The 20,437-nt window shown below is 67.3% G+C and carries 17 protein-coding genes; 10 read left to right on the top strand and 7 right to left on the bottom strand.

All coding sequences use genetic code 11. From position 1 onward, the window contains the following. Positions 1–248: 248 nt before the first annotated feature. The gene (locus tag AC1RMY_RS18875) at positions 249–767 is read left to right on the top strand and encodes a DUF2059 domain-containing protein (protein ID WP_492867094.1); all 519 of its coding nucleotides are present in this window, start codon (positions 249–251) and stop codon (positions 765–767) included. Between the two features lie 80 nt (positions 768–847). On the opposite strand, the gene AC1RMY_RS18870 is transcribed toward AC1RMY_RS18875, so the two are convergent. Then, positions 848–2,272 carry an APC family permease gene (locus tag AC1RMY_RS18870; RefSeq protein ID WP_492867093.1) on the bottom strand — a complete coding sequence of 475 codons (1,425 nt, stop codon included), beginning with the start codon at positions 2,270–2,272 and terminating at the stop codon, positions 848–850. A 158-nt stretch (positions 2,273–2,430) separates the two neighbouring features. Here AC1RMY_RS18870 and AC1RMY_RS18865 point away from each other — a divergent pair, with 158 nt between their 5' ends. Then, entirely contained in the window at positions 2,431–3,483 is a 1,053-nt protein-coding gene (locus AC1RMY_RS18865) for an SDR family oxidoreductase (protein ID WP_492867091.1), read from the top strand. 147 nt (positions 3,484–3,630) lie between these two features. On the opposite strand, the gene AC1RMY_RS18860 is transcribed toward AC1RMY_RS18865, so the two are convergent. From AC1RMY_RS18860 to AC1RMY_RS18850, 3 genes are all read right to left on the bottom strand, one after another. Continuing rightward, positions 3,631–5,130: a tripartite tricarboxylate transporter permease gene (locus AC1RMY_RS18860; RefSeq protein ID WP_492867089.1), complete on the bottom strand. Its 1,500-nt coding sequence runs from the start codon at positions 5,128–5,130 to the stop codon at positions 3,631–3,633. Between the two features lie 12 nt (positions 5,131–5,142). After that, the gene (locus AC1RMY_RS18855; RefSeq protein ID WP_492867087.1) at positions 5,143–5,622 is read right to left on the bottom strand and encodes a tripartite tricarboxylate transporter TctB family protein; all 480 of its coding nucleotides are present in this window, start codon (positions 5,620–5,622) and stop codon (positions 5,143–5,145) included. Positions 5,623–5,722: 100 nt separating this feature from the next. Next, on the bottom strand, positions 5,723–6,685 hold the full coding sequence (locus tag AC1RMY_RS18850) for a Bug family tripartite tricarboxylate transporter substrate binding protein (RefSeq protein WP_492867086.1): 963 nt from the start codon (positions 6,683–6,685) through the stop codon (positions 5,723–5,725). Between the two features lie 228 nt (positions 6,686–6,913). On the opposite strand from AC1RMY_RS18850, the gene AC1RMY_RS18845 reads away from it, so the two are divergent. From AC1RMY_RS18845 to AC1RMY_RS18825, 5 genes are all read left to right on the top strand, one after another. Next, positions 6,914–8,179: an O-antigen ligase family protein gene (locus tag AC1RMY_RS18845; RefSeq protein WP_492867084.1), complete on the top strand. Its 1,266-nt coding sequence runs from the start codon at positions 6,914–6,916 to the stop codon at positions 8,177–8,179. 9 nt (positions 8,180–8,188) lie between these two features. Then, a complete protein-coding gene (gor, locus tag AC1RMY_RS18840; protein ID WP_492867082.1) occupies positions 8,189–9,556 on the top strand; it encodes a glutathione-disulfide reductase in 1,368 nt (455 codons plus the stop codon). Positions 9,557–9,633: 77 nt separating this feature from the next. Continuing rightward, positions 9,634–9,882 (top strand): type II toxin-antitoxin system VapB family antitoxin, encoded by a 249-nt coding sequence (locus tag AC1RMY_RS18835; protein WP_492867081.1) that lies wholly within the window; start codon positions 9,634–9,636, stop codon positions 9,880–9,882. After that, complete coding sequence (locus AC1RMY_RS18830) at positions 9,879–10,280, top strand: type II toxin-antitoxin system VapC family toxin (protein WP_492867079.1); 402 nt, start codon at positions 9,879–9,881, stop codon at positions 10,278–10,280. Before AC1RMY_RS18835 ends, AC1RMY_RS18830 begins: the two co-directional genes overlap by 4 nt. 287 nt (positions 10,281–10,567) lie before the next feature. Continuing rightward, complete coding sequence (locus AC1RMY_RS18825) at positions 10,568–11,953, top strand: class II 3-deoxy-7-phosphoheptulonate synthase (protein ID WP_492867077.1); 1,386 nt, start codon at positions 10,568–10,570, stop codon at positions 11,951–11,953. An 82-nt stretch (positions 11,954–12,035) separates the two neighbouring features. On the opposite strand, the gene AC1RMY_RS18820 is transcribed toward AC1RMY_RS18825, so the two are convergent. Next, positions 12,036–12,935 (bottom strand): outer membrane protein, encoded by a 900-nt coding sequence (locus AC1RMY_RS18820; RefSeq protein WP_492867075.1) that lies wholly within the window; start codon positions 12,933–12,935, stop codon positions 12,036–12,038. A 161-nt stretch (positions 12,936–13,096) separates the two neighbouring features. Here AC1RMY_RS18820 and AC1RMY_RS18815 point away from each other — a divergent pair, with 161 nt between their 5' ends. Beyond that, positions 13,097–14,836 carry an NAD+ synthase gene (locus AC1RMY_RS18815; RefSeq protein ID WP_492867073.1) on the top strand — a complete coding sequence of 580 codons (1,740 nt, stop codon included), beginning with the start codon at positions 13,097–13,099 and terminating at the stop codon, positions 14,834–14,836. 69 nt (positions 14,837–14,905) lie between these two features. After that, positions 14,906–16,249, top strand: coding sequence for a glutamate--tRNA ligase (gltX, locus tag AC1RMY_RS18810; protein ID WP_492867072.1), 1,344 nt, complete (start codon positions 14,906–14,908; stop codon positions 16,247–16,249). A gap of 130 nt (positions 16,250–16,379) precedes the next feature. Here gltX and AC1RMY_RS18805 read toward each other — a convergent pair whose 3' ends face one another. Continuing rightward, positions 16,380–17,717 (bottom strand): MFS transporter, encoded by a 1,338-nt coding sequence (locus tag AC1RMY_RS18805; RefSeq protein WP_492867071.1) that lies wholly within the window; start codon positions 17,715–17,717, stop codon positions 16,380–16,382. Between the two features lie 204 nt (positions 17,718–17,921). Next, positions 17,922–19,103: a DUF2865 domain-containing protein gene (locus tag AC1RMY_RS18800; protein WP_492867069.1), complete on the bottom strand. Its 1,182-nt coding sequence runs from the start codon at positions 19,101–19,103 to the stop codon at positions 17,922–17,924. A gap of 302 nt (positions 19,104–19,405) precedes the next feature. On the opposite strand from AC1RMY_RS18800, the gene AC1RMY_RS18795 reads away from it, so the two are divergent. After that, complete coding sequence (locus AC1RMY_RS18795; RefSeq protein WP_492867067.1) at positions 19,406–20,356, top strand: phosphoribosylaminoimidazolesuccinocarboxamide synthase; 951 nt, start codon at positions 19,406–19,408, stop codon at positions 20,354–20,356. Positions 20,357–20,437 lie beyond the last annotated feature (81 nt).

Below are 20,437 nucleotides of genomic sequence, written 5' to 3'. Positions count from 1 at the left end.
TTTTGCTCAGCCTATTGCCGGTTTCGGGGCGCTTGTGCATGCGACATCGGCACGCCCGAATTCCAGTTTCCACTTTGCGCGACGATGCTCTATGGAGACCGCTTGATGCGCCGTTCGGCATCGGGGTTGCCTTGAGGCGGCGCCCGGCCGGGCGCTACGAAATGATCCAGCGGCTGGCGGGCCATGCGTGGCGCGGGCCGTCATCCAGATGCGATTGCGCGATCCGGCGCATGAGGAAGGGGCTCACCATGATCCGTCACCATTTGGCCGGCGCGGCCGTCAGCCTGGCGCTTGTGTTCGCCATGCCCGTGCAGGCGCAGACCGCCGCGCAGCCGGCGCAGGTCGACGTACCGCAGAGCTGGCTCGAGGCGGGCCGCGATGTCGTCGTCCTGTCGGGGCTCGCCGAGTCCTTCGAGGCGATCTATCTCGAGTTCCGCGAGCGCGTCACCCAGACGGTCGCCACGACGCGTCCCGAGGTTCGCAAGGACATGGAGGAGGTCATCCTGCTGCTGCGGCCCGAGGCCGAGAAGAAGCGCCAGGAGATCATCGCCTCCGCCGCCTATATCTTCGCCAAGCGCATGAGCGAGGCCGATCTGCGCGACGTCGCGGCCTTCTTCAAGTCGCCGGTCGGGCAGCGTTACAACGCGGCCCGCCCGCGCGCGATCGACGAAATCTTCGCGCTGATGCAGCCCTGGAGCCTGCAGACCAGCAACTTCCTGTTCGACCGCTTCAGCGAGGAAATGCGCAAGCGCGGCCATCAGCTGTGATCTGAAGGAGCCGCCATCGGCTATCCTGTCAGAAGGCCGCCGGCCATGGGCCGGCGGCTTTTTCGTTTGGCCTGCCGCTCTCAGTTCGTCGGGCCGATGCGCCCGAAATCGTCGGGGTCGGGCGCGCTCGGCCGCATGCCCGTGGCACGGTTGACCATCACGGTCACGATCCAAAGTAGCACGCCGATGCCGATGAGGACGCCCGCGATCTTGTATTGGACAAGGTCGCGGCCGGTCCATGGGCCCGCGAAGAACGCGCAGGCCAGAGCCCCCAGGATCGGCAGCAGCGTCGGCGTGCGGAAATGGTCGTGCTCGACCCTGTCCTTGCGCAGCACCAGCACGGCAATGTTGACGACGGTGAAGACGCAGAGCAGCAGCAGCGCCGTCGTGCCGCCGAGCGCCGGAACCTCGCCGACGAAGGTGATCAGTGCGAAGGCGAGCAAGGTCGTGAAGCCGATCGCGACATAGGGCGTGCGCCGGGTCTGGTGCACCTTGCCGAGGACCGGCGGCAGCACATGCTCGCGGCTCATGCCGTAGACCAGCCGGCTCGCCATCAGCATGTTGATCAGCGCGCTGTTGGCGACCGCGAACATGGTGATGAAGCCGAAGATCCAGATCGGGAAGTTGGGCGCGCCGGCCTGCACTACCTTGAGCAGCGGCGTCTCGCCCTCGCCGAGTTGCTCGGGTGGCACCAGCGTGATCGCCGAGATCGAGACCAGCACATAGATCGTGCCGGTGATGACGAGCCCCGCGAGCAGCACCTTCGGGAAGATGTGGCTCGGGTCCTTGCACTCCTCGGCCATGTTGACCGAATCCTCGAAGCCGACCATCGCGAAGAAGGCGAGCGTCGTCGCGGCGATCACCGGCCAGAACGCGCCGCCATCGCCCGCCGTCTTGAATTCCAGCACGCGCGAGACGTCGCCCTGGCCGCCCATGATCGCGATCATGCCGATCGTGATGATGATCAAAAGGCCGGTCAGCTCGACGCAGGTCAGCACGACATTCGCCTTCACGCTTTCGCCGACCCCGCGCAGGTTCACCGCCGCGACCAGCGCCATGAAGCCGAGCCCGATCGCGGTGATGCCGAAAGTGCCGGCGAGGCCGAGATTGAAGGCGTTCGACATGTTGGCGGCGAAGGCGCGCGACGCTGTCGAGGCCGAGGTGATGCCTGAGCACATCACCGCGAAGGCGACGATGAAGGTGATGAAATGGATGCCGAAGGCCTTGTGGGTGTAGAGCGCGGCGCCGGCCGCCTTCGGATACTTCGTGACCAGTTCGAGATAGCTGAACGCGGTCACCAGCGCGACGACGAAGGCGACGAGGAAAGGCAGCCAGACCACGCCGCCGACCTGTTTGGCGACCTGCCCGGTCAGCGCGTAGATGCCGGTGCCGAGGATGTCGCCGACGATGAAGAGCAGCAGCAGCCACGGGCCCATGACCCGGTGGAGGCTGGGTTCGGCTGTTGCTTGGGATGCTGGTGCTGAGGAGAGGGGGATGTCGCTCATGGCTTGTCGAGGCTCCGGCCACTGACTGAAGGGCAGCATGGTACGAACACAGTTGCGCCGCAATTGTTTACCGCCTTCGGCGCAGCACTCCCATCAACTGGCGAAAGGCGATAGACGAGGGCGCATCTGCGCCCCGCTTGAACCAACGGATCTCCTGCATGAGTGCCGCCCCTGTCCTCGTCACCGGCGGCTCCGGCTTCCTGGCCGGTCATTGCATCCTCGCCTTGCTGGCGGCAGGGCACATGGTCCGCACGACGCTGCGCTCGCCGCAGCGCGAGGCCGGTCTGCGCGCCGCGCTTGCGGCCGCAGGCATCGATCCGGGCGTGCGCCTCGAGGTGGTGACGGCTGACCTGATGGCCGATGACGGCTGGCCGCGCGCCGTGGCCGGCTGTCGCTATGTGCTGCATGTTGCGTCGCCGCTGCCGGCGGCCGCGCCGAAGCATGAGGACGAACTGATCGGACCGGCCCGCGATGGCACGCTCCGGGTGCTGCGGGCGGCCCACGCCGCTGGCGTCGAGCGCGTCGTGCTGACCTCCTCCTTCGCCGCGATCGGCTATGGCAAGGTGCTGACGCGCCCCTATTCCGAGAGCGACTGGACCGACGTGTCCGCGCCGGGCCTTGCCGCCTATCCGAAATCCAAGACGCTCGCCGAGCGCGCGGCCTGGGAATTCGTCGATGGCGAGGGCCGAAAGCTGGGCGAAGGGAACGGGCTCGAACTTGCCGTGGTCAATCCCGTCGGCATCTTCGGCCCGCTGCTCGGGCCTGAGCTGTCTGCCTCGACCCTGCTGGTGAAGAGCATGCTCGAAGGCAGGCTGCCGGCTTTGCCACGCCTGATGTTCGGTGTCGTCGATGTCCGCGACGTCGCCGATCTGCATCTGCGGGCGATGACGGACCCCGCCGCTGCCGGGGAACGTTTCCTGGCCACGGCCGGCGACTTCCTGACCATGCAGGAGATCGCGCAGGCGCTGCGCGATCGGCTCGGCTCTGCAGCCGGCAAGGTCTCGACGCGCGTTCTGCCCGACTGGCTGGTCCGCTTCGTCGCACGCTTCAGCGCTGCCGCACGGCAGGCGGCGACGCCGGAACTCGGACGGAGCAAGACCGCGTCGAGCACCAAGGCCCGCGCCATGCTGGGTTGGGAGCCACGGCCCGCCGCTGACGCATTGGCCGCGACGGGGGAGAGCCTGATCCGGCTCGGCGTGGTCGGGCGGTAAGGTCACAAGCCCGTCATCCCCGGACGCAGCGAAGCGGAGATCCGGGATCCATCGTAGAGCGCTGGAGCCCTACGATGGATCCCGGCGCTTCGGCCGGGATGACGGCGTGTTTCTGTGCAAGATAAAGAAGCGCGCCTGATGAGCGCTTCAGTCCTCGCTCGCCTTGAACTTGTTCAGCCCTTTCATCACGAAAGGCGCGACCAATGCGATAAAGGCAAGGCCGAGCAGCGTCGCCGAGCCTGGATTCTCCAGCAGGATCATCGGGTCGCCCAGGCTGATCTGGAGCGCACGGCGCAGCTGTGCCTCGGCCATCGGCCCGAGGATGAGGCCGACCACCATCGGCGCGACCGGATAGTCGTAGCGCCGCATCAGATAGCCGAGATAGCCGAACAGGAAGAGCATGCCGAGTTCGACCGGCGAGGCGTTGACGGCGAGCGTGCCCATGGTCGCGAACACCAGGATGCCCGCATAGAGCCAGGGCTGCGGCACGGCGAGCAGCTTCACCCATAGCCCGATCAGCGGCAGGTTCAGGATCACCAGCATGACGTTGGCGATGAACAGCGAGGCGATCAGGCCCCAGACCAGGTCCGGCTTCTCGGCGAACAGGAGCGGGCCAGGGTTCAGCCCGTATTGCTGGAATCCGGCCAGCATGATCGCCGCCGTCGCAGAGGTCGGCAGGCCGAGCGTCAGCAGCGGCACGAGCGTGCCGGCGGCCGAGGCGTTGTTGGCGGCTTCCGGCCCCGCGACGCCCTCGATCGCGCCCTTGCCGAACTCCTCCGGATATTTGCAGAGCTTCTTCTCGGTCGAATAGCTCAGGAAGGTCGGCACCTCGGCGCCGCCGGCGGGCAGGGCGCCGATCGGGAAGCCATAGGCGGTGCCGCGCAGCCAGGGCGCCCAGGAGCGCTTCCAGTCCTGCTTGCTCATCCACAGCGAGCCCTTGATCGGAATGATCTCTTCCGGGTCGCGATGGCGCTTGGAGGCGACGTAGAGCGCTTCGCCCACGGCGAAGAGGCCGACCGCCAGCGTCGTCACCTCGACGCCGTTCAGGAGTTCCGGCACGCCGAAGGTCAGTCGCGCCTGGCCGGTCAGCTTGTCGATGCCGATCAGGCCGAGCGTGATGCCGAGGAACAGGCTCGTCAGCCCGCGCAGGGGCGAGTCCCCGAAGGTCGCCGAGACCGTGACGAAGGCGACGATCATCAGGGCGAAATAGTCCCATGGGCCGAACTTGATCGCGACCTCGACGAGCCAGGGCGCGAGGAAGGCCAGGCCGATCGTGGCGATCAGCCCGGCGACGAAGGAGCCGATCGCGGCCGTCGCCAGCGCCGGGCCGCCGCGGCCGGCCTTGGCCATCTTCGAGCCTTCGAGCGCGGTGGCCAGCGAGGCGCTTTCACCGGGCGCATTGAGCAGGATGGCGGTGGTCGAGCCGCCATACATGCCGCCATAGTAGATGCCGGCGAACATGATGAGCGAGCCGGCCGGATCCAGCTTGAAGGTCACGGGCAGCAGCAGCGCGACCGTCAGCGCCGGGCCGATGCCGGGCAGCACGCCCACGGCCGTGCCGAGGAAGACGCCGATCAGGCAGAACAGCAGCTTTGACGGCTCGAGCGCGACGCTGAAGCCGTTGAGGAGCGAGAGAGCGGTTTCCATGGCCGGCGGTCCTCAAAGAAACAGGCGTTCGAGAGGCCCGACCGGCAAGAGCAGGGTCAGGAGTTTGGCGAAGACGAGGAAGATCACGAGGCCGAGCGCGAAGCCGATCGCTACGTCGACTGCCAGTGCGCGCCGGCCGAAGCCTCGCGCCGTGCAGGCGAAGAGGATGGTGATCGCGATGACGAAGCCGGCGCCAACGGCGATGCAGGCGATCAGGCCGATGAGACCGCCGACGATCCAGAGCAGCGCGCCTCGATCGGCGCTTTCCGGCTTCGGCAGCCCTTCGCGGACGGCGACGAAGAGATGTGCCAGTCCGAGCAGGACCAGTCCGATGCAGGCGACCATGGGCATGGCCGTCGGTCCGAGGCCGTAATTCGAGGTGATCGTCTGCTGCGAGGCGTCGTAATAGACGATGCCCGCCAGTGCGAGCAGCAGGACGCCGACGATGAGGGCGGGCCTGTCGGCTCCGCGAGCCATTTTTTCGTTCGTCATGGCATTCCCGTCGTCTGGCCGTGCATGCGGGGAGGATGGTGCCGAGGCGCGAAGGGGGCCGATCTCCCGGCCCCCTTCGTCTTCCTTGGCGATCTCGGGATTACTTTACGAGGCCGACATCCGTCATGACCTTGGCGACGCGCGCCTGCTCGGCCTTCATGAAGGCCTCGAACTCGGCGCCGCCGAGATAGGCGTCGTCCCAGCCGCGAGCCTTCAGGATCTCGGCCCATTCCTTCGTCTTGACCAGCTTCGAAACGGCGTCCGACAGTGTCTTCGTCTGGTCGGCTGTCAGGCCCGGAGGGGCGACGACCGAACGCCAGTTGATCAGCTCGAGATTGACGCCGCCCTCCTTGAGCGTCGGGGCGTCCGGGGCATTGGCGAGCCGCGCCGAGGACGAAACGCCGACGACGCGCAGCTTGCCGGCCTTGATCTGGCCCTCGAACTCGCCATAGCCGGAAATGCCGGCGGTGACGCGCCCGCCGAGCATGGCTGCCAGTGCCTCGCCGCCGCCCGAGAACGGGATGTAGTTGATCTTCTTGGGATCGCCGCCGGCCGCTTCCGCGAACAGAGCGGCGAGGATGTGGTCGGCACCGCCGGCCGAGCCGCCGGCCCAGGTCACCTTGGCCGGGTCGGCCTTGACGCGCTCGGCCAGGTCCTTGGCGGACTTGATCGGGGAATCGGTGGGCACGACGATGACGAGGGCTTCCGCCGTCAGCCGCGCGATCGGGGTCACCTGCGTCAGGTTGACCGGCGACTTGTTGAGCAGGATCGCGCCGACCATGACGAAGCCGTTGACCATCAGCTGCGAGCCGTCGCCCTTGGCGTTGATCAACTGCGCCAGGCCGATCGTGCCCCCGGCGCCGGTGACGTTGGTCACCTGCACGCTCTTGGCAATGCCCGACGCGGTCAGCGCCTGCTGCATCGAGCGCGCCGTGCCGTCCCAGCCGCCGCCCGGCGAAGCCGGGGCCATGATCTTCAGCTCGAGCTGGGCGAAGGCCGCTGTCGAGAGGCCGGCAACCGCGACCGCCACGATGGCGCCGCGCTTCAAAATGGATGTGAGCATGTGAATTTCCTCCGCACGCGGCTTCCCCGCGCATTTTTCAGCCGCAGGCCTGCCACTGATGGCTGGGCGCGTCAGCGTCAATTGCGCATGATTGCATAATCATGAGTCAAGAGATTTCGTCTGGCATGGGGCCAACGGCCGGCTTCTTGGTCTTTGGTTCTACGACCTCGGCCTGCGGTCTCGACAAGGCTCTGGCCGCATTCGCGATGATCGCGTAAGCGCTGCACGATGACCACGACAGCCCCCTCCGGCACCGAAGCCGCTACGTCCGGCCACGCGCAGCGTCTGTCGCGCAGGCTGGCCGCGCTCGGTACGGTCCTGCTCATCCTGATGCCTTTGGCGATGTGGCTGGCAAACCGTTCGGCCCCGCTCATCCTCGGGCTCGCGGCCGGCTGCTTTGTCGCTGCCGCCGTCATCGCCGAGGGCGCGGGCCCCTTCCTGTCCCGCCTGCGGACGTGCCTTCGCGGGCCGGTCGCGCTTTCGCTCTGCGCCTTCGTTGCCTGGTCGCTCGCGACCCTGGCCTGGAGTCATCGCCCGGCCCCGGGGCTTGCCGCATGGGGCGAGCTGGTGCTGCCGCTGGCATTCGGCCTGTTGATCGCGGTCAGCGGCCGATTCCGGCCCGGCACCGATGCCGACCGGGCGCTCGCGCTGGCGCTCGTAGCAGCTGTCGTCCTGATGATGGCCGAACTTGCGAGCGGTCTTTCGCTGCGGATCATGCTCGGCATCGGCAAGCAGCAGGGCTTCATCTTCAATCGCCCGGCCCTGACCTGCCTCGTCCTCTCGGCCGCCGTGTTGCCTGGACTGCTGCGTCCCGCCGCAATGCTGCGCGACCGACTGCTCGCCGGCCTCGTCCTGCTCGCCCTCGTCGCGCTCTCCTTTCAGTCCGACAGCGGGGCCACCGGCTTCGGCCTCGCCATCATGGCGGTCACCTGGCTCGCAGCGCTCCTGCTGCCGCGGCTGACATTGTTGGCCGTGGCACTAGGCTTTGCCGCGACCATGCTGCTGTCTCCGGTCACGGGTAGGCTTGTCGATGCGAGCCTGCCGCCGGCGCTGCACGAAAAGCTCGCGGGTTCGCATACGCGCGAGCGAACCGATGTTTGGCTGAGCTTCGGCGAAGCCATCCTGGCGCGGCCGCTCCTGGGTTCGGGCTTCGGCACCTCGGCGACGCTGGATCGTCATCCCGTCGCGCTCGAGGTCTCGCCGCCGCATCGTGCGATGCTCGCGGTCGGGCATCCCCACAGCGCGCCGATGCAGGCCTGGGTCGAGACGGGGGCGGTCGGTGCTGCCCTGCTGGCCTTTGCGGGGCTCGCCTTCCTCTATCGCCTGCGCCATCTGCCGGCGCGGGATCTGGCGCCGCGGCTGGCGCTGGCGGCGTCCGCGTTCGCCGTTGCGTCCGTCGCGCATGGCGCCTGGCAGGGCTGGTGGATTGCGGTGCTGGCCGCAGCGACCTTATGGCTGGCTGCCCGGCCCATGGTGCAGGGCCGAGAGGCTTGAGAGGGCAAGATGGCTGAATTCGACGTCGATCTCTTCGTCATCGGGGCTGGCTCGGGCGGAACCCGCGCCGCGCGCATTGCGTCCGGCCATGGCGCGCGCGTCATGATCGCGGAGGAGGACCGCATCGGCGGCACCTGCGTCATTCGCGGCTGCGTACCCAAGAAGCTCTTCGTCTATGCCAGCCGCTTCGCCGAGGATTTCGAGGACGCCGCCGGCTTCGGCTGGACCGTCGAGAAGCCGAGCTTCGACTGGCCGACGCTGCGCGATGCCGTCGCCAATGAGGTGACCCGCCTGTCGGGCCTGTATCGAAAGGGGCTGGAAGGGGCGGGTGTCACCATCCGCGAAGAGCGCGCGACGGTGGTCGACGCCCATACCGTGCGCCTCGCCAAGAGCGGCGAGATGGTCCGCGCCCGGCACATCCTGGTTGCGACCGGTGGCTGGCCGGCCTTCGACCCGCCGATCCCGGGCGGCGAGCTCGGCATCTCCTCGAACGAGATCTTCCATCTTCCGAGCTTGCCTAAGCGCATGCTGGTCGTCGGCGGCGGCTACATCGCGCTCGAATTCGCCAGTCTGTTCGCGCGCCTCGGCGTCGAGGTCACGGTGCTGCATCGCGGCGACAATGTGCTGCGCGGCTTCGACGAGGACGTCCGCAGCCGCCTGCGCGACGCGCTCGAACATGCTGGCATCCATTTCCGCCTCGGCTGCACGGTCGAGCGGATCGAACTCTTGCCCGATGGCTGCCGCCGCGCCCATTGCGCCAAGGGCGCGCCGATCGATGCCGACGTGATCCTCGTCGCGACGGGGCGGCGCCCCCATACGGCGGGGCTCGGTTTGGCCGAAGCAGGTGTCGAACTCGGCCCGGTGGGCGAAGTCGTGGTCGATGCGAATTCGGCCAGCAACGTGCCGTCGATCCATGCCGTCGGCGACGTCACCGACCGGGTCAACCTCACCCCCGTCGCGATCCGCGAGGGCCATGCCTTCGCCGACTCCGTCTTCGGCGGCAAGCCCTGGCAAATGGATCACGGCCTCGTCGCCTCGGCGGTCTTCACCACGCCGGAGATCGGCACGGTCGGTCTGTCGGAGGCCCAGGCGGCTGCCGCCGGCTACGAACTGCGCATCTTCGAATCCGGCTTCCGTCCGATGAAGGCGACGATCTCGGGCCGGGCCGAGCGCATCTACATGAAGCTCGTCGTCGACGTGAAGACCGACAAGGTGCTCGGCGTCCACATCCTCGGCCACGACGCCGGCGAGATCATCCAGGCGGTGGCCATCGCGGTGACCATGGGGGCGACCAAGGCCGATTTCGACCGCACCATCGCCCTGCATCCGAGCGCTGCGGAAGAGCTGGTGACGATGCGGACGCCGCGGGCGGGGTAGGGCGGGACGATTGCTTTGAGACGTCGTCGAGCGTATTCTAGAATGCTGCGGGATGTATTCTAGAACGAGGTGCTTGGATGGGCATCAGCATCAAGAACGACGAGGTCGAGGCGCTGGCCCGCCAACTCGCCAGCAAGCACGGCAAGGGCCTGACCGAGATCGTCCATGACGCGCTGCGCGAAAAGGCGGAGCGCGAGGCCGCCGAGCCCACGCTTTGGGAGAAGCTTGCGCCGTTGCGGGCGAGACTGGCCGCTATGCCTGACAGGGGGCCAATCCCGGATCGTGCCTTTTACGACGAACTGAACGGAGAGGACGAGCGGCGGTGATCGTCGTCGATGCGTCGGCGATCGTGTCAGTTCTGGCGGAGGAACTGGACGCGCAAGCCATGACCGCGCGCCTGGCCGTCCATCATCAACGTTCGATCTCCACCATCTCGATCTGGGAAGCGGCTTGTGCAATCGCGCGCTGGAAGGATTGTTCGCGCCCTGACGGCCTTGCGATCGTCGAGGAGTTCATGCGGTCTGCCAGCATCAAACCCATCGCCCCTGACATGGCGATCACCGCGCTCGCGATAGAAGCATCCGAGCGCTATGGCCTCGGCGGCGGTCGCCCCGGCATCCTCAATCTCGGCGATTGTTTCTCCTATGCGACGGCGAAGCACCTGAAGGCCAGGCTGCTGTTCAAGGGCGACGACTTCAGCCGCACCGATGTCGAGCCGGCCTGAGCGCGCGCAGTGCGCAAGCCGGGTCCAGTTTCGGCTGATTCAAAATCCGAACGCGTTGAATCGCCGCGTGATGCCGTTGAATCGGTTTCTCGCCGATCGGAATCATTTTGTGAGCCGCGATCGCTAGCCCTTTGAAGCGATTCAGGATTCGCTAACCATGAGAGCGGCCCCGCACGGCGCATGGCGCATGAGCGGCACAGTGGCCTTCGCGGCGTCATGGGTGTATAGGCCCGCCTTCGCGCTTCAAAGAGGTTAACCGGCGCGATTTCAAGTCAGGAGCAGGACCCATGTCGGAGCGGTGGACGCCCGAGAGCTGGAGGGCAAAGCCCGTCCAGCAGATCCCGGATTATCCGGACCAGGCAGCCCTGAGGGCGGTCGAGCAGCAGCTCGCCGGCTTTCCGCCGCTCGTTTTTGCGGGTGAGGCGCGCAAGCTCAAGAAGGCACTCGCGAAAGTCGCAAGCGGCGAGGCCTTCCTGCTCCAGGGCGGAGACTGTGCCGAGAGCTTCGGCGAGCACTCCGCCGACAACATCCGCGATTTCTTCCGGCTCTTCCTGCAGATGGCGGTGGTGCTGACCTTTGCCGGCGGCTCGCCCGTCGTGAAGGTCGGTCGCATCGCCGGCCAGTTCGCGAAACCGCGTTCAGCTCCCACAGAGACCGTCAACGGCGTCGAGCTGCCGAGCTACAAGGGCGACATCGTCAACGACAACGAGTTCACGGCGGAGGCGCGCATCCCCGATCCGCGCCGCCAGCTCGAGGCCTACCGGCAGTCGGCGGCGACGTTGAACCTGATCCGCGCCTTCGCGACCGGCGGCTACGCCAATCTCGACAACGCTCATCGCTGGATGCTCGGTTTCGTCAAGGATGCTCCTGCCTCCTCGCGCTACAACGAGGTCGCCGAGCGCATCACCGAGGCGCTCGACTTCATGCGCGCCATCGGCATCGACCCGGAGACCCATCCGGAGATGCGTACGACCGACTTCTACACCAGCCATGAGGCGCTGCTGCTCGGCTACGAGCAGGCGATGACACGCACGGACTCGACCACCGGCGATTATTACGACACATCCGGCCACATGCTCTGGATCGGCGATCGCACGCGCCAGATCGACCATGCGCATGTCGAGTTCTTCCGCGGCATCAAGAATCCGATCGGCCTGAAATGCGGCCCCTCGACCACGGTCGACGGTCTGCTCAAGCTGATCGAGGTGCTCGATCCGCAGAACCAGGCCGGCCGCCTGACGCTGATCGGCCGTTTCGGCGCCGACAAGGTCTTCGACAACCTGCCGGCCCTGGTGCGCGCCACCAAGCGGGAAGGGCGCAACGTCGTCTGGTCCTGCGATCCGATGCACGGCAACACGGTCAAGGCGGCGAGCGGCTACAAGACCCGGCCCTTCGACCTGATCATGACCGAGGTGAAGAACTTCTTCGCCGTCCATCAGGCGGAAGGTACCCATGCCGGCGGCCTGCATCTGGAGATGACCGGCAAGAACGTCACCGAATGCACCGGTGGTGCGCGCGGCATGACCGATGCGGATCTGAACGACCGCTACCACACGGTCTGCGATCCGCGCCTCAATGCCGAGCAGGCGCTGGAGCTGGCCTTCCTCGTCGCCGAGCTGGTCAAGCGCGAGCGGGCAGGGCGGACGCGGCCCGAGGTCGAGGCGGCCGAGTAGACTGCGCCGGCAACCATAGCCGTGACAAACGAAAAAGCCGGGGCGACCGCCCCGGCTTTTTCGCGTTCGCGAATGATCGATGTCAGAACTTCAGGCCGGCGGCGACGCGGGCGGTGTTGATCGTCGTCGTCGTGCCCTCGACATCGGCGAAGCGGATGAGCTGGTACTCGGCGCGGAGGAAGAGATTGTCGGTCAGCGCCCAGTCGACGCCGAGACCGGCGGTCAGGCCGAAGCCGTAGACGTTGGTCTTGCTCGCGCCGACGCGCAGAGGGTAGCCGGCTGCCGTGAGGTTTGCACCGGTGGTTGAATTTGGCGGTATGAAACGCCAGGTAGCATCAATGGTCGATACCGTGTTGAAGCGCCCGACCGCGCCGCCGAACGTACCGAAGGGCATAATCCGGCCATAGGCCCAGCCCATGCGGATGCGCGCGGTCGCATAGTCGAGCAGCTCGGCACCCAGGTTGGTGGTGAGCGAGTAGCCGTTGTCCGTGCCATCGGAGGTGGTGGAGCGCCGAGCGATGTAGTCGGAGATCAGATACTCGTGGTTGGACCGCGTGTAGTCGGCTTCGAGACCGAGAATCACGTCGCCGAAAGTCCAGTTGTAACCGGCGAAACCGAAGAAGGTCGCCCCGCTGTCGGTCTTGGAAGGCAGGTTGCCGACGAGCGAGCCCATGTCGAACTCGCTGCCGAGGAGCGTGTTGCGATAGGCGAAACGCGCCAAATCCTGCAGGCCGTTGCCCGGTTCGAACTTGGTCGACGAGACCCCGGCGCCGCCGCCGTAATAGAAGCCCGACCAGTTCATCCTGCTGTCGAAGGTTTCAGGCGCCGGGGCATCTTCGATCTGGGAGCCTCGCAGAACGGGGTAGTCGGCGGCCTCAGAGGTCGTGGTCGTGGCAAGGGAGCCGACGACAAGCGCGCCGGCGACGAGGGCGCAGGCGGCGAGGGGGGCTCTGCCCATCGCGGTGATCTGGCGGGTACGCATGCTCGCTTCTCCGAACGGCGGCCGGCAATCGTGCAAGAGCGGCTCGTGATCGATTCATGCGCGATTAACCCTAACGTCGGGTTAAGCGGCGGCCGCGATCGGCAGGTCCGCCCGGCTCCGGCGGCATTGCCCGCTCCGCACCGCCGCGCTACAGCCGCGCCATGACCGCGGCCTCCTTCCGCCTCGCGCTTGCGCAATCCAATCCGACCGTCGGCGACATCGCCGGCAACGCGGCCCGCATCAGGGAGGCGAGGCGGCTGGCAGGGGAGGCGGTCGCCGATCTCGTGATGTTCCCCGAGCTTTTCCTCTGCGGCTACCCGCCGGAGGATCTTGTGCTCAAGCCGGCCTTCCAGGACGCCTGCCGGAAGGCCTGCGAGGATCTGGCGCGCGAAACCGCCGATGGTGGCCCGGCCGTGCTGCTCGGCCTGCCCTGGGTGGAAGGCGGCAAGCTCTACAACGCCTATGCGCTGCTCGATGGCGGCGTGATCCAGGCGGTGCGTTTCAAGGTGGCGCTGCCGGATTACGGCGTCTTCGACGAGGCCCGCGTCTTCGCGCCCGGGCCTTTGCCGGGGCCGGTGCCCTTCCGGGGCCGCGTCCGCCTCGGGCTGCCGATCTGCGAGGACATCTGGAGCGAGGACGTGGCCGAATGCCTCGCCGAGACTGGGGCCGAGATCCTGCTCTCGCCCAACGGCTCGCCCTTCCGGCGCGGCGTCGGCGACGAGCGCATGAATGTCGCGGTGGCGCGCGTCGTCGAGACCGGCCTGCCGCTGGTCTATCTCAACCAGGTCGGCGGACAGGACGAGCTCGTCTTCGACGGCGCCTCCTTCGTGCTCGACGCCGGCCGCAACCTGACCCATCAGCTGCCGGCCTTCCGGGAGGCGCTCGTGGTCACGGAGTGGCGGCGCGAGGCGGGGCGCTGGCGCTGCGAGCCGGGACAGCCCGCCGCGATCGAGATAGGCGACGAGGCCGACTACGCCGCCTGTGTGCTCGCCTTGCGCGACTATGTCGGCAAGACCGGCTTCCCCAGCGTCGTGCTCGGCCTCTCCGGCGGCATCGATTCCGCGCTCTGCGCCGCTATCGCCGTCGATGCGCTGGGGCCAGACCGCGTCACCTGCGTGATGATGCCTTCGCGCTTCACCGGTCCGCAAAGCCTCGCCGATGCGCAAGCCTGCGCGCATGCGCTCGGCGTGGACTACAAGACAGTGCCGATCGCGGACACCATCGCGGCCTTCGATGCCGCGCTGGCCGGCCTGTTCGCGGGTCAGGCGCCCGGCGTCACCGAAGAGAACCTGCAGAGCCGCGCGCGCGGCACGCTGCTGATGGCGCTCTCCAACAAGTTCGGCTGGATGCTGGTGACGACCGGCAACAAGTCGGAAATGTCCTGCGGCTACGCCACGCTCTATGGCGACATGAACGGCGGCTTCAATCCGATCAAGGATCTCTACAAGACCGACGTCTTCCGCCTCGCCGCCTTGCGCAACCGCTGGAAGCCGTTGGGCGCGCTGGGTCCCGACGCGATCGTCATCCCCGAAGCGATTCTGACGAGACCGCCCAGCGCCGAATTGCGCGCCGACCAGACCGACCAGGATTCCTTGCCGCCCTATGAGGTGCTCGACCCCATCCTTGTCGCGCTGATCGAGCGCGAGCAGCGCGTCGCCGACATCGTCGCCCAGGGCCATGATCGCGAGACCGTGCTGGCCGTCGAGCGCTTGCTCCACCGCGCCGAATACAAGCGCCGCCAGGCCGCGCCGGGGGTGAAGGTCACCAGCCGCAATTTTGGCCGCGACCGGCGCTACCCGATCGTCAACGGCTTCGCCGACAAGGGCGAGGCCGCCTACACCCCCGATGCTGCGCTGGTGAAGGGCGTCGGCCGGGCGGGCGGCGAAAGCTTCGACTTCTGAGGCAAGCCGCAGGGACGATTGTCGCTGTCGGGCAAACGCGCCATAAGCGCCGCCATGATCTCTTCGCCCATGACCGCTTCGCCTCTCCTGCGCTTCGCCCCGTCGCCGACCGGCTACCTGCATATCGGCAACGCCCGCTCGGCGCTGTTCAACGGGCTCTATGCCCGCCGCCATGGCGGCCGCTTTATGCTGCGTTACGACGATACCGATCTGGCGCGCTCGAAGCCCGAATTCGCGCAGGCCATCGCCGAGGATCTCGCCTGGCTCGGCATCGTGCCTGACCTGGTGATCAGCCAGTCGCAGCGGCTCTCGCTCTATGATGCGGCGGCCGAGGATCTGCGCGCCGCCGGCCGGCTCTACCCCTGCTATGAAACCGCCGACGAGCTTGACCGCCGGCGCAAGCGCCAGCTCGCGCGCGGCCTGCCGCCGATCTATGACCGTGCCGCGCTGAAGCTGACGGCGCAGGATAAGGCGAAGCTTGAGGCCGAGGGGCGCAGGCCCCATTGGCGCTTCCTGCTGGAGCCGCGAATCGTCGCCTGGAACGACCTCATCCGCGGTGAGGCCCATGTCGATTGCGCGTCGCTGTCGGACCAGGTGCTGATCCGCGAGGATGGCAGCTATCTCTACCATCTGCCCTCGGTCGTCGACGATGCGGCGACCAACGTCACCCATATCATCCGCGGCGAGGACCACGTCACCAATACGGCGGTCCATATCCAGATCTTCGAGGCGCTGGGCGCGCAGCTGCCGGCTTTCGGCCACCACAACCTCCTGACCACGGCGAGCGGCGAGGGGCTGTCGAAGCGCCTCGGCCATCTCTCGCTGCGCGGATTGCGCGAGGCCGGCGTCGAGCCGCTCGCGGTGGCGGCTCTCGCCGTGCTGACCGGCTCGTCGGATGCCGTTCGCCCCGTTGCCAGCCTCGATGAACTCGCCGGGTTGGTCGATCTCGCCCACGTCTCACGTGCCCCCGCGAAGTTCGACGAGCACGACTTGGAGACGTTGAGCGCGCGGACGCTGCACCAGCTTCCCTATGAGGCGGTGGCTTCCCGGTTGGCCGAATTGGGCATCGGCGGCGGCGAGCCGTTCTGGCTCGCGATCCGCGGCAATCTCGGCAAGCTCGACGAGGCCCGCCTCTGGGACGACGTCGTGCGCGGGCCGATCAAGCCTGTCATGGCGGATGCCACCTTCGCGGCGACGGCGGCGTCCCTGCTGCCGCCCGAACCCTTCGACGTGATGACCTGGAAGAGCTGGACCAGCGCGGTGCAGGCCGCGACCGGGGCGAAGGGCAAGGCCCTGTTCATGCCGCTGCGCCAGGCCCTGACCGGGCAGGACCACGGCCCCGAGCTGGCCGCGCTGCTGCCGCTGATCGGCCGTGAGAAGGCGCTGCGGCGCCTTGCCGGCGAAGCCGCTTGACGGTTCTCATGCCCGCACCGTCATGCTCGCCCTTGTGGCGAGCATCCACGTCTTGGTCGTAGCGCTCTACGATGGAAGGCGTGGATGGTCGGGACAAGCCCGACCATGACGAGGAGGGCCGACGTATAGCTCAATCATGCCGATGCATCGCCGAGCTGTGCTTGGTGTCGCGCATCGTCGAATACACCAGCAGCGAGATGAAGATCACGCCGGCGAGGTAGTAGAAGAACCACTGCTCGTGGCCCTGCTGCTTGAACCAGAGCGCGATCGCTGGCGCCGTGCCGCCGAAGATCGAGACGGTGAGCGCATAAGGCACGGCGACGCCCGTCGCGCGGATCGAGGTCGGGAACAGCTCCGCCTTCACCACCGCGTTGATCGAGGTGTAGCCGGCGACGAAGATCCAGGCGCCCGAGATCAGCAGGAACGCCACCCAGGGTGATTTCGTACCGGCGAGCGTCGTCAGCAGCGGCACCGTGAACAGCGTGCCGCAGACGCCGAAGAAGATCAGCATCGGCTTGCGTCCGATCTTGTCCGAGATCAGCCCGTAGATCGGCTGCAGCGCGGCGGCGAAGATCAGCGAGCCGGCGATGACATAGGTCGTGGTGATGTCGGAGAAGCCGGCCGTCTGGCGCACGAAGGTCTGCATATAGGTGGTGAAGGTGTAGAAGGCGGCCGTGCCGCCGGCGGTCAGGCCGACGACGATGGCGACCTCGCGCGGATATTTCAGCAGGCCACGCAGCGAGCTCTCGCGCTTGATGCCGCTCTTCCTGGCGGCCTCGAAGGATTCGGTTTCGTGCATGTGCCGGCGCATGAACATGGCGGTGACCGCCAGCAGCGCGCCGATGACGAAGGGGATGCGCCAGCCCCATTCGACGAGCTGCTCATGCGTCAGGAAGACGTTCTGGAGCAGCAGCAGCACGAGGATCGCGGTGAGCTGGCCGCCGATCAGCGTGACGTATTGGAAGCTCGAATAGAAGCCGCGATGCTCGGGATCGGCGATCTCGGAGAGATAGGTCGCCGAGGCGCCGTATTCGCCGCCGAGGCTCAGCCCCTCGATGATGCGCGCCAGGGCCAGCAGGGCCGGCGCCGCGAAGCCGATCGTGGCATAGGTCGGCGTCAGCGCGATGATCAGCGAGCCGAAGCACATCATCAGCACGGAGACGGTCAGCGACAGGCGCCGTCCATAGCGGTCGGCGAGATGGCCGAAGAGCCAGCCGCCGAGCGGGCGCACGATGAAGCCGGCCGCGAACAAAGTCGCCGCGTTGAGCTGCTGCACCACCGGATCGCTCGATGGGAAGAAGGCCGGCGCGAAATAGAGCGAAAACGCGGTGTAGGCGTAGAAGTCGTACCACTCGACGAGATTGCCAACCGAACCGACAAAGATCGCCTTGAGGCGGCGTTTGGCGTCGGCCATCTCGATCGGATGCGGATGCGGATGCGGATGCGCTGTCGCGACGGTTTCTGACATGGCGGCCTCTGCGCCCGGCGTCGTCAGAACTTCGTCCTCGGTCGCCGCAGCGGCACGATCAGGGCACGGTCTGGCGGCGTTCCAGGCAAGCGGGGTTGATGGTTGACCCCTCTATCGCGCCGCAGCATTCATGCGTCCATCGGTTGTCCGGAACATTTGCGCGCAATAGCCATGCTGTCGGCGCATGCGCCAATGGGCTCGCCGTCAGGGTCGCGCGGTGGCGGGGCCGAGATTCGGGGCCAGATTCGGCGCGACGATCCGCACCGTCCGCTTTTCGCCGGTGACGCTGCGTGTCTCGCGCTTGAGCCCGTCGCCCTTGTCGAGCACGCGCTCGCCCACGGTGCTCGGCCCGACGCCCGCCGATTCCGTGCCGGCCGTCGGCGAATTCTCGGAGGGCATCGGCTTCTCGTCGGGAATCTCCGGCGCCGCGGCCGGCTGGGGAGTCGGCGCCGCGCCGCGCCGCTTCGGGTCCGGCTTGGTGGCTTCCCGCGGGCGCGAGAGTTCGGCGGCGCGCTGCTCGGTGACGATGACGTCGCCCTTGCGCTTGTCGAGGAGGTATTCGGCTTCCTTCAGGGCCTGAGCCCAGCTCTGGCCCTGGCCCCGGCAGGTGCAGGCGGCATCGAAGCTGCGCTGGTACTTGCCTGCGTTCGGCAGCGAGGAATAGGGCTGGCCGGTGCTGCGTGCGACGGCGTTCTGGATCTCGCCGCCATTGGTCATGCCATAGGCGAGCGTCTCGGTTCCCGGGCAGAGCGCCTGGCACATCTCGTCGCCGCCTTCGCGGCCGCCCGGATTGTTGGCGAGCGGGAAGAAGAAGCCGTCGCAGGTCCGCACGCAGACGGTCTGAGGCCCGCCCATGCGCGGCTTCTCGGGCTCGAGCGGCTGCTCGGGGTCGAGTTCCGGCAGCGTCGAATCGATTTCGCCGCGGCGTGGTTCGAGGCCGAAGATCGTCTCGAAGAAGCCGCGCTGCTGGGGCGCGCGGCAATTGCTGTTGATGGCGGCGGCGAGCTGCGCCCGGCGCTGTTCCACCGCGCCGCCCTGCGCTTGTTGCTGCAGGCTGGCATACTGAGCCTGCAATTGCCCGATCTGGGCGCGCAGGCCGCCGCATTGCGCCGGCGGGCCCTCGCCGAAGAAGGCGAAGCCGCCGCGCTCGCAGCCCATGGCGCGATACTGGTTCGTCGCCTGCGCGAGCTGGGAACCGACGCGCTGCGCCGCCTGCGCCGCGCGCGGATCGCCGCCGCTGCGCTGGCCCTGCAGGCTCGCAAGCTCGGAACGCCACGCAGCGCAGGAGGGCGACTGTGCCAGCGCGGCGCCGCCCATGGAGACCACGGCCAGCAACGCCGCACCGAAGCGCCCGCACTGCCGCTGCCAGAAAGCTCTCGATGTCATAGCCGGTCGCGTCACGTCACCTGCTTGTGGTCTTGCTCTGCCGGACGACCCTTGCCCAAAGCTGGCCTTGTTCAAGCCTAGCGGCTCGCCCGAGGGACGAACAACACCCGCCAAACGCGACGGAACTAAGGAGGGACGCCTCGCTGGACGCTGAGGGCAAGGTCGGCGCCCGCTTCGCATGCCATATTCGCCGACGCCGGGCAATCGCTGGCGAAGGCGGTTGGCGCGGGCGTCACGACTGTCTAGAACGCTCCAACCCGCCCGTGCACGTCGCGTGGGCGCCATGACCGGGCGATGCCGACATGACCGAACCTCTGGCGCTGGAAGGCGCCTTCATCCCCGAACTTCCGAACTATTATCGCGGCAAGGTCCGCGAGAACTACGATCTGCCCGACGGGCGCCGCATCCTGATCTCGACCGACCGGCTGAGCGCCTTCGACCGCGCCATCGCGGCGATTCCCTATAAGGGCCAGGTGCTGACCCAGACGGCGCGCTACTGGTTCGAGAACACGGCCGACATCTGCCCCAACCATGTCCTCGAATATCCCGATCCCAATGTCGTGATCGGCAGGCGGCTCGACATTCTTCCGGTCGAGATCGTGGTGCGCGGCTATCTCGCCGGCACGACCGGGACCTCGATCCTGACGATGTACAAGCAGGGCCAGCGCGAGATGTACGGCGAGCGCCTGCCGGACGGCCTGCGCGACAACGAGAAGCTGCCCGAGGCGATCATCACCCCGACCAGCAAGGCCTTCGACGGCGGCCATGACGAGCCGCTCTCGGCTGCCCAGATCGTTGCGGAAGACCTGCTGACCCAGAAGCAGTGGGACACCGTCAGCGCCTACGCTTTGGCGCTCTTCGCGCGCGGGCAGGCGATGGCGGCCGAGCGCGGTCTGATCCTGGCCGACACCAAATACGAGTTCGGCACCGACAAGGACGGCACGATCCTCCTCGCCGACGAGATACACACCCCTGATTCCAGCCGCTACTGGATGGCGGGCAGCTATGCCGCGCGCTTCGCGGCCGGGGAGAAGCCTGAATCGTTCGACAAGGACTTCGTCCGCAACTGGGTGGTCGCGCGCTGCGACCCCTACAAGGAAGACCTGCCGCCGATCCCGCCGGAGCTGATCGCGCAGACGACGGACGTCTATGTCCGCGCCTTCGAGACCATCACCGGCCAGGGCTTCGTGCCGCCCCCGCCCGGCGAGCCGCCGCTGGAGCGCATCCGCAGGAATCTCGCGAGGTTTTTCTGAAGCGCAGATTACGTCCTGGCCTGGACAATAAAGCGCGGGTCATCCCGGGCGACCGGAGGGAGACCCGGGATCCATGCCTGA

The sequence above is a fragment of the Allobosea sp. GW822-FHT03F07 genome (assembly GCF_058801345.1).
This window is presented reverse-complemented; position numbering and strand designations above follow the sequence as displayed.